The sequence below is a fragment of the Nonomuraea mesophila genome, assembly GCF_004352805.1.
GTDB classification, from domain to species: Bacteria; Actinomycetota; Actinomycetes; order Streptosporangiales; family Streptosporangiaceae; genus Nonomuraea; species Nonomuraea longispora.
The window spans coordinates 21,772-38,752 of record NZ_SMLD01000051.1 but is presented as its reverse complement, the minus strand read 5'-3'; the positions used below and the strand labels follow the sequence as shown (position 1 = coordinate 38,752).

General features: G+C 71.3%; 14 protein-coding genes. All 14 read left to right on the top strand.

From position 1 onward, the window contains the following. The first annotated feature begins 227 nt into the window (after window positions 1-227). The 14 genes from E1295_RS20515 (at window position 228) to E1295_RS20445 (ending at window position 16,972) form a co-directional block, all read left to right on the top strand. Entirely contained in the window at window positions 228-1,958 is a 1,731-nt protein-coding gene (locus E1295_RS20515) for a peptidoglycan D,D-transpeptidase FtsI family protein (RefSeq protein ID WP_132631944.1), read from the top strand. Window positions 1,959-1,998: 40 nt separating this feature from the next. Beyond that, complete coding sequence (locus tag E1295_RS20510; RefSeq protein ID WP_132631943.1) at window positions 1,999-3,528, top strand: UDP-N-acetylmuramoyl-L-alanyl-D-glutamate--2,6-diaminopimelate ligase; 1,530 nt, start codon at window positions 1,999-2,001, stop codon at window positions 3,526-3,528. Then, on the top strand, window positions 3,528-5,411 hold the full coding sequence (locus tag E1295_RS20505) for a UDP-N-acetylmuramoyl-tripeptide--D-alanyl-D-alanine ligase (RefSeq protein WP_484214000.1): 1,884 nt from the start codon (window positions 3,528-3,530) through the stop codon (window positions 5,409-5,411). The genes E1295_RS20510 and E1295_RS20505 overlap by 1 nt, the downstream gene beginning before the upstream one ends. Beyond that, a complete protein-coding gene (gene mraY, locus E1295_RS20495) occupies window positions 5,408-6,469 on the top strand; it encodes a phospho-N-acetylmuramoyl-pentapeptide-transferase (RefSeq protein ID WP_132631942.1) in 1,062 nt (353 codons plus the stop codon). The genes E1295_RS20505 and mraY overlap by 4 nt, the downstream gene beginning before the upstream one ends. Continuing rightward, window positions 6,466-7,842, top strand: a complete 1,377-nt coding sequence (gene murD / locus E1295_RS20490) for a UDP-N-acetylmuramoyl-L-alanine--D-glutamate ligase (protein WP_181958021.1) — start codon at window positions 6,466-6,468, stop codon at window positions 7,840-7,842. Before mraY ends, murD begins: the two co-directional genes overlap by 4 nt. After that, complete coding sequence (gene ftsW / locus E1295_RS20485) at window positions 7,826-9,085, top strand: putative lipid II flippase FtsW (RefSeq protein WP_181958020.1); 1,260 nt, start codon at window positions 7,826-7,828, stop codon at window positions 9,083-9,085. The genes murD and ftsW overlap by 17 nt, the downstream gene beginning before the upstream one ends. A 12-nt stretch (window positions 9,086-9,097) precedes the next feature. Next, window positions 9,098-10,177 (top strand): undecaprenyldiphospho-muramoylpentapeptide beta-N-acetylglucosaminyltransferase, encoded by a 1,080-nt coding sequence (gene murG / locus E1295_RS20480; RefSeq protein ID WP_132631940.1) that lies wholly within the window; start codon window positions 9,098-9,100, stop codon window positions 10,175-10,177. After that, window positions 10,174-11,571: a UDP-N-acetylmuramate--L-alanine ligase gene (gene murC / locus E1295_RS20475; RefSeq protein WP_132631939.1), complete on the top strand. Its 1,398-nt coding sequence runs from the start codon at window positions 10,174-10,176 to the stop codon at window positions 11,569-11,571. The genes murG and murC overlap by 4 nt, the downstream gene beginning before the upstream one ends. 77 nt (window positions 11,572-11,648) lie before the next feature. Further along, complete coding sequence (locus E1295_RS20470; RefSeq protein ID WP_132631938.1) at window positions 11,649-12,317, top strand: cell division protein FtsQ/DivIB; 669 nt, start codon at window positions 11,649-11,651, stop codon at window positions 12,315-12,317. Window positions 12,318-12,653: 336 nt separating this feature from the next. Then, a complete protein-coding gene (ftsZ, locus tag E1295_RS20465; protein ID WP_132631937.1) occupies window positions 12,654-14,174 on the top strand; it encodes a cell division protein FtsZ in 1,521 nt (506 codons plus the stop codon). A 96-nt stretch (window positions 14,175-14,270) separates the two neighbouring features. After that, a complete protein-coding gene (locus E1295_RS20460) occupies window positions 14,271-14,963 on the top strand; it encodes a YggS family pyridoxal phosphate-dependent enzyme (protein WP_132631936.1) in 693 nt (230 codons plus the stop codon). Window positions 14,964-15,102: 139 nt separating this feature from the next. Then, entirely contained in the window at window positions 15,103-15,603 is a 501-nt protein-coding gene (locus tag E1295_RS20455; RefSeq protein ID WP_132631935.1) for a cell division protein SepF, read from the top strand. 80 nt (window positions 15,604-15,683) lie between these two features. Continuing rightward, on the top strand, window positions 15,684-15,971 hold the full coding sequence (locus E1295_RS20450; RefSeq protein WP_132331012.1) for a YggT family protein: 288 nt from the start codon (window positions 15,684-15,686) through the stop codon (window positions 15,969-15,971). 104 nt (window positions 15,972-16,075) lie between these two features. After that, entirely contained in the window at window positions 16,076-16,972 is an 897-nt protein-coding gene (locus tag E1295_RS20445) for a DivIVA domain-containing protein (protein WP_132631934.1), read from the top strand. The last annotated feature ends 9 nt before the right edge of the window (window positions 16,973-16,981 follow it).

The window sequence follows — 16,981 nt, the reverse complement described above, 5'->3', positions numbered from 1 at the left end:
ACGGAGCCAGGCCGGACGCCGGCGATCCCCGGCGCCCCGGCAGGCACGAGGACGGGCCGCTGCGCCGTACCCAGGCGGGAGGAGCCAGGCCGCAGGCCGCGGGCTCCAGGCCGGACCCGGCGCGGGGCGGCCGTGAGCGGGTGGCGGCACGTCGCGGCGGAGACGCGCCGCCGCCCAGGGGCCCGCGCCGGCCCCCCACACCGCCGCGCCCGCCCAGGCCGCCGCTCATGCTGCGGCTGGGCAGTCCGCGCAGGCGCATCAACATCGGCCTGATCGGCATGACGTTCGTGCTGTCGATCTTCGCCGGGCGGCTGATCCAGATGCAGGGGCTCGACTCCAAGGTGTACGCCGCCGCGGCGGCGGACCAGCGCCAGCACACCGAGAACATCCCCGCCAAGCGCGGCTCGATCACCGACGTCAACGGCCACGAGCTGGCCGTGACGGTCGAGGCGCGCGACGTGTCGATCGACCCGTCGAAAGTGCCGGAGGCCGGGCGGGCCAACGTGGCGGCCGTGCTGGCCAAGCACCTGGGCAAGGACCAGGAGGAAATCGCCGCCAAGCTGGCCACCCCGAACACCCGCTACCAGCTCCTGGCCAGGGGCGTCGATCCCGTGGTCGCCAGCCGTCTGCTCCAGGCCCGCGTGCCCGCGCTGTCGGCGAAGAAGACCTACCGCCGGCTCTACCCCGCCGGCGATCTGGCGGGGAGCCTCATCGGGTTCGTGGGCGACGAGGGCGACGGCCTCGGCGGCATGGAACAGGCCAAGAACTCGCTGCTGGCCGGCCGCGACGGGGAGATGCGCGTCGAGACCGGGCGTGACGGCCTGCGCATCCCGATGACGAGCAGCCGGCGTACGGCCCCCGTGAACGGCCGCGACGTACGGCTCACCCTCGACCGCGACATCCAGTGGGCCGCCCAGAAGTCGATCGGCGAGCAGGTACGCGAGTCAGGAGCCGAGAGCGGCACCGTGATCGTGATGGACGTACGCACCGCGCAGATCATCGCCATGGCCAACTCTCCCGAGCTCGACCTGAGCGACTGGCGCAAGGCCCCGGCCAGCAGCTACGTCAACAAGGCCGCCGCCGACGTCTTCGAGCCCGGCAGCACCAACAAGGTGATCACCGCGGCCGCCGCGCTGGAGGCGGGGGTGGTGGAGCCCGACACGGTGTTCGAGGTGCCCGACCGGATCCGGTGCGCCGACCAGGTCCTGCGCGACGCGCACACGCACAAGACGGAGTCGATGACGTTCCGCCAGGCCGTGGCGCAGTCCAGCAACGTGGCCACGATCATGGCCGCGCGCAAGGTCGGCAGCGAGGGCCTGTACAAGATGCTCAAGGAGTTCGGGTTCGGCACGCGGCCGGGCGGGGGCGTGCCCAGCGCGGAGGGCGGCCTGCTGCCCGACTACAAGAAGTGGTCAGGCAGCCAGAGCTGCACGGTCGCCTACGGGCAGGGCGTGTCGGTGACCGCGCTGCAGATGGCCAGCGTCTACCAGACCATCGCCAACGGCGGCGTCAAGATCGACCCGCAGATCGTCGCGGGCACGACCGACCCGTCGGGCAGGTTCGTCCCCGCTCCGCCCGGTAAGCAGACCAGGGTGGTGAGCCAGACGACGGCGAAGGAGATCACGGCCATGCTGGAGAGCGCGGTGGGCGAGGAGGGCACGGGCCAGCTCGCGGCCATACCCGGCTATCGGGTGGCGGGCAAGACGGGCACGGCGAACCGCTATGATGCCGAGCTCGGCCGTTATGACGGTTACACGGCCTCGTTCGTGGGGTTCAGCCCCGCGGACAATCCTCGGCTCGTGGTGCTTTCCGTCCTGCAGAACCCGAAGAACGGCCATTTCGGCGGGCAGCTGGCCGCCCCCGTGTTCAAGGATGTGATGACGTTCGCCATCAAGAGCAAGAAGATTCCTCCCACAGGCTCCGCCGCGCCGCCGGTGCGGACGCGCGCGGGACAGTGAGCAGGAAAGGTACGCTCTCGCCGTGCGTCCCCCGTCGTCTATGCGTCCCACGACCAGCCCGCCACGCCCGCTGACCGGGCTCGCGACCATGATCGACGCCGATTCCGGCACGTCACGGTCGCCACACGCGGCAATGACCGGTGTCACCATCGACTCCCGTGCCGTCCGGCGCGGCGATCTCTACGTCGCGCTGTCCGGCAGCCGGGTGCACGGCGCCGACTTCGCCGCCCAGGCGATGGCGAGCGGCGCTGTCGCGGTGCTCACCGACCGGGCCGGCCGCGACGCGGCCGTCGCGACGGGGCTGCCCGTGCTGATCGTGCCCGACCCGCGCGCCCTGCTGGGGCAGATCTCCTCCTGGGTGTACGGCCAGCCGGCCCACGACGTCCAGATCCTCGGCGTCACCGGCACCAGCGGCAAGTCCACCACCACGTTCATGCTGGAGGCGGGCCTGAAGGCGGCCGGCCACACGGCCGGCCTGGTGGGCGGCGTGGAGATCCACGTGGGCGAGGATCGGTTCGAGTCCACGCTCACCACGCCGGAGGCCTGCGACCTGCACGGCCTGTTCGCGCTGATGCGCGAGGAGGGCGTCGGCGCGGCCGTGATGGAGGTCTCCAGCCACGCGCTCGCGCTCGGCCGGGTCGACGGCGTCTTCTACGACGTGGCCCTGTTCACCAACCTGTCGCAGGACCACCTCGACTTCCACAAGGACTTCGACGACTACTTCGCGACCAAGGCGCGGTTGTTCCAGCCCGAGCTGAGCCGCGCAGGGGTGACCAACTACGACGATCCCTACGGGCGTGAGCTGCTCGGCCTGGCCAAGGTGCCGATGACCACGTTCTCGGCCGAGGGCGACCCGCGTGCCGGGTGGCGGGCGATCGACGCCAGGCTCGGCGCCGACGGCAGCGCGTTCCGGGTGGTGGGTCCGGGCGGGGTCGAGGCGGACGCGCAGATCGCGCTGCCCGGCCCGTTCAACGTGGCCAACGCGCTCGGCGCCATCGTGACCCTGGTCGAGGCCGGGGTGCCGCTGCAGACCGCCGTGCACGGCGTCGGATCCCTCACGGGGGTCCCCGGGCGCATGCAGCGCATCACGGGCGCCGAGCACGACTTCCAGGCGCTCGTGGACTACTCCCACAAACCGGGCGCGGTGGAGTCGGTGCTGCGCTCGCTGCGGTCGGTCACGGCGGGGGAGCTGACGATCGTGCTCGGCTGCGGCGGCGACCGCGACAAGGGTAAACGGCCCATCATGGGCGAGATCGCCGCTCAGCTGGCAGATATGGCGATTTTTACCAACGACAATCCTCGCTCTGAGGATCCGCTCTCCATCCTCGCGACGATGATGGAGGGGGCGCTCCGCGTTCCGCAGCACGACCGCGCACATGTGATCATTGAGCCCGACCGCGCGGCCGCCATCGGCCTGGCGATCGCCCGGGCCGGGCGCGGCGACGTGATCGTCGTGGCCGGCAAGGGCCACGAGCAGGGCCAGTACGTTTCAGGCGAGGTGATCCCCTTCGACGACCGCGAAGTGGTCGCCGAAGCGATCGACGCACGCAAGGAAAGCAGGAAGCACTAATGATCCCGTTGCCTCTGGCCAGGATCGCCGAGATAACCTCGGGAGCCCTGTCGGGCATGGCCGATCCCCGCTCCGTGGTGCGCGGGCCCGTCGTGATCGACTCGCGGGCCGTAGAACCGGGATCCCTGTTCGTCGCCGTCAAAGGCGCGCGGGTCGACGGTCACGACTACGCCGAGCAGGCGATCAGGGCAGGAGCGGTCGCCGTCCTGGCCACCAGGCCCGTCGAGGCGCCCGCGGTGATCGTCCCCGACGCCGCCGCCGCGCTGGCCGCGCTGGCCGCCGACCAGGTCCGCGCGCTGCCCGAGGTCACCGTCATCGGCGTGACCGGCTCGGCGGGCAAGACCGGCACCAAAGATCTGCTGGCCAGGCTCACCGCCCGCATCGGGCCCGCCATCGCTCCCGTCGGCAGCTTCAACAACGAGCTCGGCCACCCGCTGACCGTGCTGCGGGCCGACGCCGACACCCGGTTCATGGTCCTCGAACTCGCCGCCCGCACCATCGGCCACATCAAAGCCCTGACCCGCATCGCGCCGCCGCAGATCGGCGTGGTGCTCAACGTCGGCACCGCGCACCTGGGCGTGTTCGGCGGCAAGGAGGCCATCGCCAAGGCCAAGGGCGAGCTCGTCGAGGCGCTACCGCGCACCGGCGTGGCCGTGCTCAACGCCGACGACCCGCTGGTCCGCGCGATGGCCACGCGCACCGACGCCCGGGTCACGTACTTCGGGAGGGGCGAGTCCGCCGCCATCAGGGCCGAGGAGGTCGTGCTCGACGTCCGCGGGCGCGCCTCCTTCACGCTGCGCACCCCCTCCGGCAGCGCGCACGTCTCCCTCAAGCTGTACGGCGCGCACGCCGTCGAGAACGCCCTCGCCGCGGCCGCCGCCGGATACGAGCTCGGGCTGCCCGTCGCCACCATCGCCGCCGAGCTGTCCGAGGCGACGCCGCGCAGCCGGTGGCGGATGGAGGTCACCGACCGGGCCGACGGGGTCACGGTCGTCAACGACGCCTACAACGCCAACCCCGACTCGATGCGGGCGGCGTTCGAGGCGTTCGAGGTGCTGGGCCGGGGACGGCGGCGCTTCGCCGTCATCGCGGCGCTGCGGGAGCTGGGCGACGACGGGCCCGAGCTCAACGCCGAACTCGGCCGGCTGGCCGGCGGCGCGGGGCTGGCCGGGCTGATCGTGGCCGGGCCCGAGGCGGGGCCGGTGCTCCAGGGCGCCCACGCGGCCGCCCAGACCCTCACGGCCACCTCCGCCCAGCCCTCCGGCCCTCAGGCCACCACCCCGCAAGGCGCCATCGCCCCGGCCGCCGGCCCACAGTCCGCCGGCCCGCATGCTTCCGGTCCGCAGCCCGCAGGCCCTCACGTTCCCGGTGCGCAGGGTCACGGACGTCCCGTCACCGGTCCGCAGGCCATGGGCTCCCGGAGCGTCGGTCCTGTCACCTTTCCTCAGGTCACCGCCGGACCGCACGGTCCTGGCCCCCACTTCGCCGGGCCGCAGCCGGCCGGACCGCACACCCCAGGGCCGCAGCCGCCCGCAGCCCCCTACCCGACGGCCGCGCCGGGTCCCTTCCCTCCGACGCCCGCGAGCCCTCCGCCCGGCGGCGCCCACCAGGGACGGCACCCCGCCGACGGCACCCCCGCGGCGGGCCCGCCCTCAGCCGGTCCACCGGCGGCCACCACGGGCGCTCCTGCGGCCGCGGCACCGGGCGGCAACGCGGCGTGCCCGCAGCACGTGACGCGGATCGTGCACGTGCCCGACGCCGAGGCGGCGGCCACCGAACTGGCGGGGTGGCTGCGGCCGGGTGACGTGGTGCTGGTCAAGGGGCCCAGGGCGATGGGTCTGGAGCGTACGGCCGAGCTCGTGCTCGGAGGTGCCCCCCAGTGACCAACATCATCGTCGCCGGTGCGGTTGGCCTGATCCTCTCGATGCTGGGCACCCCGCTGGCGATCCGGCTGTTCTCGCGGCGCGGCTACGGCCAGGAGGTCCGCGAGGAGCTGCAGCAGGGCGGCCACCACAGCAAGCGTGGCACCCCCACCATGGGCGGCACCGTGATCGTGCTGGCCGCCCTGCTGGCCTACGGCGCGTCGCACCTCGCCATGTTGTCGACGCCCACCGTGTCGGGCCTGCTGGTGCTGTTCCTGATGACGGGGCTCGGCGCGGTCGGGTTCCTCGACGACTTCATCAAGATCTACAAGCAGCGCAGCCTGGGCCTGCGCAGCGGCGCGAAGGCACTCGGCCAGCTCGTCGTCGGCGCCGTCTTCGCCTTCCTGGTCGTACGCCACCCGAACGTCTACGGCATCACCCCCGCCGAGACCAGGGTGTCGTTCCTGCGGGACATCGGCCCGTCGATCGGCATCGTCGGGTTCACCATCTGGGTCCTCATCATGATCGTCGGGTTCTCCAACGCGGTGAACCTCACCGACGGCCTCGACGGCCTGGCCAGCGGCGCCACAGGGGTGGTGCTGGGCGCGTACGTGCTGATCGGCAACTGGCAGCTGCGCAACAACTGCATCGACCAGCTCGGCCCCAACTGCTACTGGGTACGAGATCCGCTCGACCTGGCCGTGGTGGCCGCCGCCGTGCTCGGGGCGCTCATCGGCTTCCTGTGGTGGAACGCCCCTCCCGCCCGCATCTTCATGGGCGACACCGGCTCCCTGGCCCTGGGAGGCGTGCTGGCCGGGCTGGCCATCGCCACCCGTACCCAGCTCCTGCTCATCATCCTCGCCGGCCTGTGCGTGATCATCACGCTGTCGGTGATCATCCAGGTCGGCTCCTACAAGATGACCGGCAAGCGGGTGTTCAGGATGGCCCCGCTGCAGCACCACTTCGAGCTGAAGGGCTGGGCGGAGACCACGATCGTGGTCAGGTTCTGGCTGATCGCGATGCTGTGCGCGGCGCTCGGCCTCGGGCTCTTCTACGTCGAATGGATGCCCAGGCCATGAGTCTCACCTGTGTCGCCGGGCTCGGCGTCTCGGGCACGGCCGTCGCGAAGGTGCTGGCCGCGCACGGAGAGCGGGTCGTGGTCGTGGAGGCGGTGGAAGGGGAGCGGCAGCTGGCCGCGGCGGCCGAGCTGGCCAGGCTGGGCGTCGAGACCCGGTTCGGTGAGATGGTGCTGCCCGAGGGCGTCACCCGGCTCGTCACCACCGGCTGGGCTCCGCACCACCCGCTGGTCGCCGCCGCGCTCGCGGCCGGGGTCGACGTCGTGGGAGAGGTGGAGCTGGCCTGGCGGCTGCGCCCGGCGCAGGCGGCTCCGTGGCTCGCCCTGACCGGCACCAACGGCAAGACCACGGCCGTGCGCATGCTCACCTCGATCCTGCTCGCCGCCGGGCGCAAGGCCGTGGCGGTGGGGAACGTGGGCGTCCCCGTCGTACGCGCGGTCGCCGAGCCGTACGACGTGCTGGCCGTCGAGCTGTCCAGCTTCCAGCTGCACTGGTCGGGCACGCTGGCCCCGCACGCCGCAGCCGTGCTCAACGTGGCCCCCGACCACATCGACTGGCACGGCTCCATGGAGGAGTACGCCGCCGCCAAGGGCCGCGTCTACGAACGCGCCGGCACCGTGATCTTCAACGCCGACGATCCCGAGGCGACCAGGCTGGCCGCGCCCTACCCGGGGGCGGTCGGGTTCACGCTGCGCGTGCCCAGACGGGGCGAGATCGGCGTGGTGGAGGACCTGCTGGTGGACCGCGCGTTCGTCACCGACCCGGTGGAGGGCGCGGAGGAACTGGCCACGCTGGACGACGTACGGCCCTTCGCGCCGCACAACGTCGCCAACGCGCTGGCCGCCGCCGCTCTGGCCCGTTCGCTCGGCGTGCCGTCCGAGGCCGTGGCGACGGGGCTGCGCGACTTCGTGCCCGATCCGCACCGGTTGTCACACGTGGACCGGATCGGCGAGGTCGACTACATCGACGACTCCAAGGCGACCAACCCGCACGCGGCCGCGGCGGCGCTGGCGTCGTACTCGTCGATCGTGTGGGTGGCCGGCGGGCAGCTCAAGGGCGCCGACGTCGACGACCTGGTGCGTCAGGCGGCCCCGCGGCTGCGCGGGGCGGTGGTGCTGGGCGCCGACCGGGTCACGATCGCCGAAGCCATCGCGCGACACGCCCCGGATGTCCCCGTGGTGGACATCGCCGATCGCGACACTGGGGTGATGGAAAGAGTCGTCACCGAAGCCGCGCGGCTGGCCTCGCCAGGGGACACCGTGCTGCTCTCCCCGGCGGGGGCCTCCCTTGACATGTTCGCCGGTTATCCAGCGCGGGGGGAGGCCTTCGCGCGTGCCGTACGCGAGCTGAGGCTGCGACGTGAGCGCGACCGCTGAGGAAGGGCCGGGCCGCTGGGCCCGCGAGCAGCTCGGCTCGCTGAAGGAGCTGCTCGACAAGCCGCTCACCACCTATTACCTGATCATCATGTGCAGCGCGCTGCTGCTGGCGCTCGGGTTGATGATGGTGCTGTCGGCCTCCAGCATCGAGGCGCTGCAGGAGACCGGCAGCCCGTTCTACTGGTTCATCAAGCAGTCGTTGTCGGCCGCGGTGGGCGTGCCGGTGATGTGGGCCTGCTCGCGGCTGCCGACGAAGTTCTTCCGCTGGGCGGGCTACCCGTTCATGGCGCTGTCCATCCTGGCCCTGGTCATGGTGCTGTTCATCGGCTCGTCGGAGCTGGGCGCGCAGCGGTGGATCTATATCGGCCCGTTCACCCTCCAGCCGTCCGAGCCCGCCAAGCTGGGGCTCGCGCTGTGGGGGGCCGACCTGCTGGCCAGGCGGGCGCGGCAGGGCAAGATCGAGTGGCGGCAGATGCTGATCCCGCTCATGCCCGGCACCGCGATCCTGGCCGTCATGGTCATGCTGGGCAGCGACCTGGGCACGACGCTCGTGCTCTTCATGATCTTCCTGGCGCTGCTGTGGGTGGTGGGGGCGCCGATCAAGTTGTTCGGGGGCATCCTGTCACTGGCGGTGCTGGCCGCCCTCATAATGATCAAGGTAGAACCTTACCGGATGGCGCGCATCAGCTCCTTCCTCGATCCGTGGGCCGACGCGCAGGGCGCCGGATACCAGGCCGTCCAGGGGCAGATCGCGATGGGCTCCGGCGGCTGGTTCGGGCTCGGCCTGGGCAGCAGCCGGCAGAAGTGGAGCTGGCTGCCGCACGGTGAGAGCGACTTCATCTTCGCCATCCTGGGCGAGGAGCTGGGGCTGATGGGCACGCTCATGGTGGTGGCGCTGTTCGGGCTGCTCGGCTACGCCGGGCTGCGGGTGGCCGTGCGGGTCAACGACCCCTTCATCAGGCTGGCCGCCGCCGCCATGGTGGCTTGGATCGTCGGGCAGGCCACCGTCAACATGGGCGCCGTGCTCGGCGTGCTGCCGATCACGGGCATCCCCCTCCCCCTGGTCTCGTACGGCGGATCTTCGCTGCTGCCCACGCTCGCCGCGCTCGGCATGCTGCTGGCCTTCGCCAGACGCGAGCCCGGCGCGCGTGAGGCCTTGGCGGCTCGTGGCCCCGGGCCCGCCGCCCGGGCCCTAAGCTGGCTGGGCCTGGGGGCTATGACCAAAGGCCGAGTGACACGTTAGGGAGTGACCGAGATGAGGGTGGTCCTCGCCGGAGGGGGGACGGCCGGGCACATCGAGCCCGCGCTAGCCCTTGCTGACGCGCTACGCCATCTTGACCGCAGCGTCGGCATCACCTGCGTGGGCACGGAGCGCGGCTTGGAGACGCGGCTCGTGCCCGCCAGAGGCTACGAGCTGGAGCTGGTGCCGGCCGTGCCCCTGCCCAGGTCGATCACTCCGAGCCTGCTGACGGTGCCCGGCAGGCTGGCCGGCGCGATCAACGCCACGGCCGCCATACTCGACCGGGTCCAGGCCGACATCCTCGTCGGCTTCGGCGGCTACGTCGCGACCCCGGCCTACCTGGCGGCCAAGCGGCGCGGGCTGCCGATCGTCGTGCACGAGGCCAATCCGCGTCCCGGCCTGGCCAACCGGCTGGGCGCCCGGCTGACCGACCACGTCTTCACCGGCTATCCCGAAGCGCAGCTGCTGCCGAGGGCCGAGTTCATCGGCACGCCGCTGCGGCGCGACATCGTCGATCTCGACCGGCTGTCCATGGGCGACAAGGCCCGTTCCTGGTTCGGGCTGGAGAACGATCGGCCGACGCTGCTGGTGTTCGGCGGCTCGCAGGGGGCCAGGTCGGTCAACGACGCGGCGCTGGCCGCGGCGCCCGTCCTGCGCCGGGCGGGTGTGCAGGTGCTCCACGTGCTCGGCCCGAAGCACACCGTCGAGCACGAGCCGCCGCCGGGCGACCCGCAGTACGTGCTGCTGCCCTACCTCGATCGCATGGACCTGGCCTACGCCGCCGCCGACGTCGCGCTGTGCCGCAGCGGCGCGCTGACGTGCGCGGAGCTGACCGCGGTCGGGCTGCCCGCCGCCTACGTGCCGCTGCCGCTCGGCAACGGCGAGCAGCGCATGAACGCCGAGCGCATCGTGCGGGGCGGCGGCGGTCTCATGGTCGACGACGCGGGGCTGACCCCTGACTGGATCATCCAGAACGTGCTGCCGATGCTCCACGACCCCGAGCGGGTCGCCGTCATGTCGGAGGCCGCCTCCCGACTGGGACGCAAGGACGCCGATATCATGCTTGCCAGGAAAGTGTTGGAGATAGCCCGATGAGTCTCGTGAAGCTGGTCGATCCCGTCGCCGTCGACGAACTGGGGCGGGTGCACTTCATCGGCATCGGCGGCGCGGGCATGTCGGGCATCGCCCGCATCCTGCTCAAGCGCGGGGTTCCCGTGTCGGGCAGCGACGCGCGCAGCTCCGAGCTGATCACCGAGCTGCGCGAGCTGGGTGCGACGGTGCACATCGGGCACGCCGCCTCCCACATCAGAGACGTCGGCACCGTGGTCGTCTCGACCGCCATCCGCGACTCCAACCCAGAGCTGGGCGAGGCGCTCAAGCAGGGGCTGCGCATCATCCCGCGGGCCGCCGCGCTGGCCAGCGTCATGGCGGGGCGCACCGCCGTGGCCATCGCCGGCACCCACGGCAAGACCACCACCACCTCGATGCTGACCGTGGCGCTGCAGAAGTGCGGGGCCGATCCGTCCTACTGCGTGGGCGGCCAGCTCGTCACCACCGGGCTCGGCGCCGACGACGGCCAGGGCACGGTGTTCGTGGCGGAGGCCGACGAGAGTGACGGCTCGTTCCTCATGCTCGCGCCCGACATCGCGGTGGTCACCAACGTCGAGGCCGACCACCTCGACAACTACGGCGACCCCCGGGCGGTGCACGACAGCTTCGCCAGGTTCGCCGACCGGGTCGGCTCGCTGCTCATCGTGTGCGCCGACGACCCCGGGTCGGCCGAGCTGGCCGGCCGGGCGCGCGAGCGGGGGGTGCGGGTCAAGACGTACGGCCTGCGGGGCGAGGACTACCGCGTCACCGGGGTCGCGCCCGACGGTTTCGGCACCGTGTTCGCCATCGAGGGCAAAGGCGACGTGCGGCTGGCGGTCCCCGGGGCGCACAACGCGCTCAACGCCGCCGCGGCGATCGCCGTGGCCGACGAGCTGGGGCTGCCGTTCGAGGAGATCAGGCAGGGCCTGGGGGCCTTCACCGGGGCCAAACGGCGCTTCGAGGCCAAGGGCGAGGCCGGCGGCATCGCCGTGTTCGACAGCTACGCCCACCACCCGACCGAGCTGACCGCCGACCTGCGCGCCGCGCGCGACGTCGTCGCCTCCTACTCCGGCACCGGCCGGGTCATCGCGGTCTTCCAGCCGCACCTCTACTCCCGCACCCGGTTCTTCGCCGACGAGTTCGGCGCGGCGCTCGGCCTGGCCGACGAGGCCATCGTGCTCGACGTCTACGGCGCCCGCGAGGACCCCGAGCCCGGGGTGTCCGGCGCGATGGTGGCGGGCCGGGTGCCGCTGCCGGCCGGACGGGTCGCGTACGCGCCCGACCGGGCCGCGGTGCCCGCGATGATCGCCGAGCGGGCCAAGCCCGGCGACATCGTGCTCACCATGGGCGCGGGCGACGTCACCGAACTCGGCCCGCAGATCGTCGCCCGCCTGTCTTGAGCAGCCGCCGTTGGGCGTGGCGTGCGGTGTTCACCCACCTCGGCGGCGTAGGTTGTCCCGACATGCAGGGGAGGGCGATGAAGGCGCGGACGGCGTTCCTGGTGCTGCTCACGGTGGGTGTGGTGGGCACGGCGGCGTGGCTCGTGTTCTTCTCTCCCGTGCTGGGCGTGCGCTCGATCGAGATCGTGGGAAATGTCACAGTGTCCGGCGAGGAGATCGAGCAGCGGGCCGAGGTGGCCGACCTGCACCCTCTGGCCACCGTCGACCTGGCGGGCGTCGAGAGCCGCGTCATGGGCATCAGGCGGCTCGCCGGCGCGAAGGCCGAACGTGTCTGGCCGGGCACGCTCAAGATCCAGGTCGTCGAGCGCAGGCCCGTGGCGGCCGTCCCCGTGGGGGAGCAGGTGGCGATCGTCGACAAGCAGGGTGTGGTGATCGAGGTCAAGACGTCGGTGCCGCCTCTGCTGCCGCAGATCAAGGTCGACCGCTCTGCCGAGGGCGATCCGGCGTTGATGGCGGCGCTCGAAGTCATCCAGGTGGTGCCGGGGGCGGTGGCGGTCAGGGTCAAGGAAGTACGCGCGGGCACGGCCGAGGGGGTCACCCTCGTGCTGTCCGACGGGCGTACCGTCATCTGGGGCGGCGCCGACCGGCCCAAGGAGAAGGGCCGCATCCTGACCTCGCTGCTCCGGCGTGAGCGCGACGCCACCCGTTACGACGTGAGTTCCCCGGACGTGGTGACGCTGAAGTGACGGTGATCGTCAGGGTCTGGCAACCGCGCGGCAAGAGCATCGCCGAGCCTGTCAGGGGTGGAGGGCGCGACGTGAGAGCCTGTAGAGCGGACGTTCGGCAGAGGAGGGCCCCGACCAGGAGCGACTTCGGAGCGAAACGGACAGCCCGCGACACGCCGGACGTGCTTGCGGCGCGGTTAGTTGACCCGCCTGGAGCGTAACTCCTACTGTCCGTATCAATCCTCAGGTTGACATAAATCTAAATCTCAACCTGAGGTTGAGAGTTACCCGAACTGACAAAAAGCGGAGACGATCCGCACCGAAATGGCAAGTCAACGAGCGGAAAGGCCCCTCGTCGTGGCAGCACCGCAGAACTACCTCGCGGTCATCAAGGTCGTCGGCATCGGCGGCGGCGGAGTGAACGCCGTCAACCGGATGATCGAAGAGGGACTCAAGGGCGTCGAGTTCATCGCGATAAACACCGACGCCCAGGCGCTGCTGATGAGTGACGCCGATGTGAAACTCGACGTGGGCCGCGAGCTCACGCGCGGACTGGGCGCGGGCGCGAACCCCGACGTGGGGCGCAAGGCGGCCGAGGACCACCGTGAGGAGATCGAGGAGGTCCTCAAGGGGGCCGACATGGTCTTCGTCACGGCGGGCGAGGGCGGTGGCACGGGCACCGGTGGCGCGCCCGTCGTGGCCAACATCGCCAGGTCGCTCGGCGCGCTGACGATCGGCGTCGTGACCAGGCCCTTCAGCTTCGAGGGGCGGCGCAGGGCCTCGCAGGCCGAGGCCGGCATCGAGACGCTGCGCGACGAGGTCGACACCCTCATCGTGATCCCCAACGACCGGCTGCTGTCCATCTCGGACCGGCAGGTGAGCGTGCTCGACGCCTTCAAGGCGGCCGACCAGGTGCTGCTGTCCGGTGTGCAGGGCATCACCGACCTCATCACCACGCCCGGCCTGATCAACCTCGACTTCGCCGACGTCAAGTCGGTCATGTCGGGTGCCGGGTCGGCGCTCATGGGCATCGGCCACGCCCGCGGCGACGACCGCTCGGTGGCGGCGGCCGAGATGGCGGTCTCCAGCCCGCTGCTGGAGGCCAGCATCGACGGCGCCCACGGCGTGCTGCTGTCCATCGCCGGCGGCTCCGATCTCGGCCTGTTCGAGATCAACGAGGCCGCCCAGCTCGTGTCCATGGCGGCCGCACCCGACGCCAACATCATCTTCGGCACGGTCATCGACGACGCCCTCGGCGACGAGGTACGCGTGACGGTGATCGCTGCGGGCTTCGACGACGTGCCGACGGCGGCCGACAAACCGGCGGCCCGTCCGGCGGGGCGTCCCGCCGCGCCGCCGGTGTCGTCCCCCACCCGGCCGAGCGTCTCGGCGCCCAGCGTGAAGTCCGAGCCGCTTCCTGCGCGCCCTGAGCCGCGTGCTGAGCAGCGTTCGGAGCCGCGCGGGGACTTCAGGGCCGAGCCGCGTACCGAGGTCCGTCCTGAGGCCCGTCCAGAGCCTCGTACCGACTTCCGCCCCGAGCCGCGGCAGGAGCCGCGCGCGGAGTTCAGGCCGGAGCCGCGCACCGAGTTCAGGCCCGAGCCCCGGCCGGAGCCCCGCTCCGACTTCAGGGCCGAGCCCGCGCCCGAGCCGCGACCCGAGCCGGTGCGGCCCGTGGAGCCCGCGCAGGCCGCCGAGCAGGACGCGGGGGAGGCCGTCGCCGACGAACCGTCCGGCCCCGTCTCCATCCCCCGGCCCACCCCGGAGCCCGCCAACCCGCCCACGCCCATCACCTCCCGCATGTCGGAGCCCGCCAAACGTCCGCGCGTGGTCTTCGAGGAGCAGGAGGAGGAGCTCGACGTACCCGACTTCCTCAAATAGCCGGTCGCCTGACGCCGCTCCCCGAAGGGAAACGGGAGCGGCGCCGTCGTGTTCACGGCGGAAACGTCACAGGATCGGCAACGAGAGGAAGAGGCAGTGAGAAGGGACGAGATCGCGGCCGGGCTCGCCGAGGTCGAGGCGCGCATCGCGGCGGCCTGCCACGCCGTCGGGCGCGACCGTGGCGAGGTCACGCTGATCGCCGTCACCAAGACCAGGCCGGCGGAGGACGTACGCATCCTGTGCGACCTCGGCGTGCGCGACGTCGGGGAGAACCGCGACCAGGAGGCCGCGCCCAAGGCGCGCGAACTGGCCGGCCTGCCGCTGACGTGGCACTTCGTCGGCCAGCTCCAGACCAACAAGGTCCGCTCCGTCGTCGGGTACGCCGACGTGATCCACTCCGTCGACCGGCCCAGGCTGGTGGAGGCGATCAGCAAGGAGGCGGTGCGCCAGGGCCGCACGGTCGGCTGCCTGCTCCAGGTCGCGCTCGACGACGACCCGGCCAGAGGCGGCGCGCGCCCCGCCGACGTGCTCGCGCTCGCCGACGAGGTGGCGCTCGCCGAGGGCGTGTGGCTGGGAGGCGTCATGGCGGTGGCCCCGCTGGGCGAGGAGCCGGCCAAGGCGTTCGCCACGTTGCGGGAGGTGGCGACCCGTGTTCAGGAGCAACATCCCCGGGCAACGATGGTTTCGGCCGGTATGAGCGAGGATCTCACCGAGGCCGTCGCCTACGGCGCGACACACGTGCGGATCGGTACGGCGTTGCTCGGTCGTCGCAAGCCCTTCGTCAGGTAATGTCCCCTCAAGTGGGTCTTCAGGCCCGTGACCGAGTAGAGGTCGATCAGCGGTGAGCTCCAGGGGGGTACGCCTACCGCCTCGGCACCCGGAGACGGGCCCGAGCGAGTGCGACCATGAGCAGGAGGACGACGTAGCGATGGCCGGCGCGATGCGCAAGATGGCGGTCTACCTCGGTCTCGTGGAGGACGACCGCTACGAGAGGTACGAGACCTACCCCGACGAGTACGCCTACGAGGACGACGTGCAGCGAACCGGCGAAGAGCGGCCTGTGGCGGTCCAGGACCGCGACGAGGACGCTGAGGCCGGGGTGCCCGCGCCACGGCCCGCGACGGCGGTCGTGGAGCGTCGCACGACCGATCTCGCTCGCATCACGACCCTTCACCCCCGCACGTACAACGAAGCGCGTACCATAGGGGAGCACTTCCGGGACGGCACCCCGGTCATCATGAATCTGACCGAGATGGTCGACAGTGATGCAAAGCGCCTTGTGGATTTCGCGGCAGGTCTGGTCTTTGGCCTACATGGCAGCATTGAACGTGTTACGAACAAGGTGTTCCTGTTGTCCCCTGCCAATGTCGAGGTGACCGCCGAGGACAAGGCCCGAATCGCGGAACGCGGGTTCTTCAATCAGAGTTAGAGTCTCTGTATGTCTATCGCACCCAACCAGGTCTCGCCGAGACCGGGAGGGCACATCAGAAGTGGAGGCGCGGCCGGGCCGTGGGGATCGTCAGTCAGATCTTGGTCGTTGTCCTGTCTCTCTATTTGGTGCTGCTCATCGGCAGGATGATCTTCGAGACGGTGCAGGCTTTCGCTCGTCAGTGGCGCCCCACGGGTGTCGTCCTGGTGCTGGCGGAGGCCACATACACCGCAACAGACCCACCACTCAAGTTCCTCCGCCGTTTCATTCCCCCGCTCCGGTTGGGTACGGTGGCCTTTGACCTAAGCTTCACTGTCCTGTTCATCGTCGTGCTGATCCTGATCCAGATCGCGGGAGCGCTTCGCTGAACGGGCCGATGTCGTGCCGGTCGTGATCCAACTCGTGTCCGCGCTGAAGTGATTCGGGTTACCGTCCCTCCGGACAGACTCCAAGCGCGCCAAGGAGACCAAAAATGCCGCTGACGCCCGCTGATGTGCGGAACAAGCAGTTCAGTACCACCCGGTTGCGGCCGGGCTACGACGAGGAAGAGGTCGATGCCTTCCTCGACGAGGTGGAGGCTGAGCTCGACCGCCTGATCCAAGAGAACGAGGAGCTCCGCGCCAAGCTGGCCGAGTGCCTGCGGGGGAAGGTGCCGGGCGGCATGAACATGCCCATGGCCTCCGCCCCGGTCCAGGAGCAGCAGCCCAAGCCCGAGATGATGACGCCGCCGCAGCCGGAGCCCATGCGGGCCCCCGAGCCGCCGCCGGTGCAGCAGCCGCAGTCCGTCCCCGTGGCCATGAACATGCCTCCGACCGAGGACAACATGGACACCGCGGCCCGCGTGCTCGCGCTCGCCCAGCAGACCGCCGACCAGGCGATCTCCGACGCCCGCCGGGAGGCGGACGAGACGGTGACCCGCGCCCGCCGCGAGGCCGACGAGATCCTCACCAAAGCGCGCCGCCAGGCCGAGCAGGTCATCGGCGACGCCCGGGCCCGCGCCGAGACGCTCGAGCGCGACGCCCAGGAGCGCCACCGCCAGGCGATGGGCTCGCTGGTGCAGACCCGCGACGAGCTCGAGCGCAAGGTCGAGGAGCTGCGCAGCTTCGAACGGGAATACCGCAGCAGGCTCAAGCTCTACCTGGAGAACCAGCTTGCCGAGCTCAACGTCGCGGCCGAGGGCAGCGGCGGGTTCCCGGTGATGTCGGGTGGTCCGCAGGGCCAGGCGGCGGCGCCTGCCATGTCGCACGCCGTTCCTCAGGGGGGAAGTGGCCAGCAGCCCCTGCCCGGTGGCCCCAACCCGTTCGGCGGCGAGGCGGCTCCCCAGGGCGCCTTCCCCGGCGGTGACGGTCCCCACAACGACCGCCGGTAAAGTACAGGG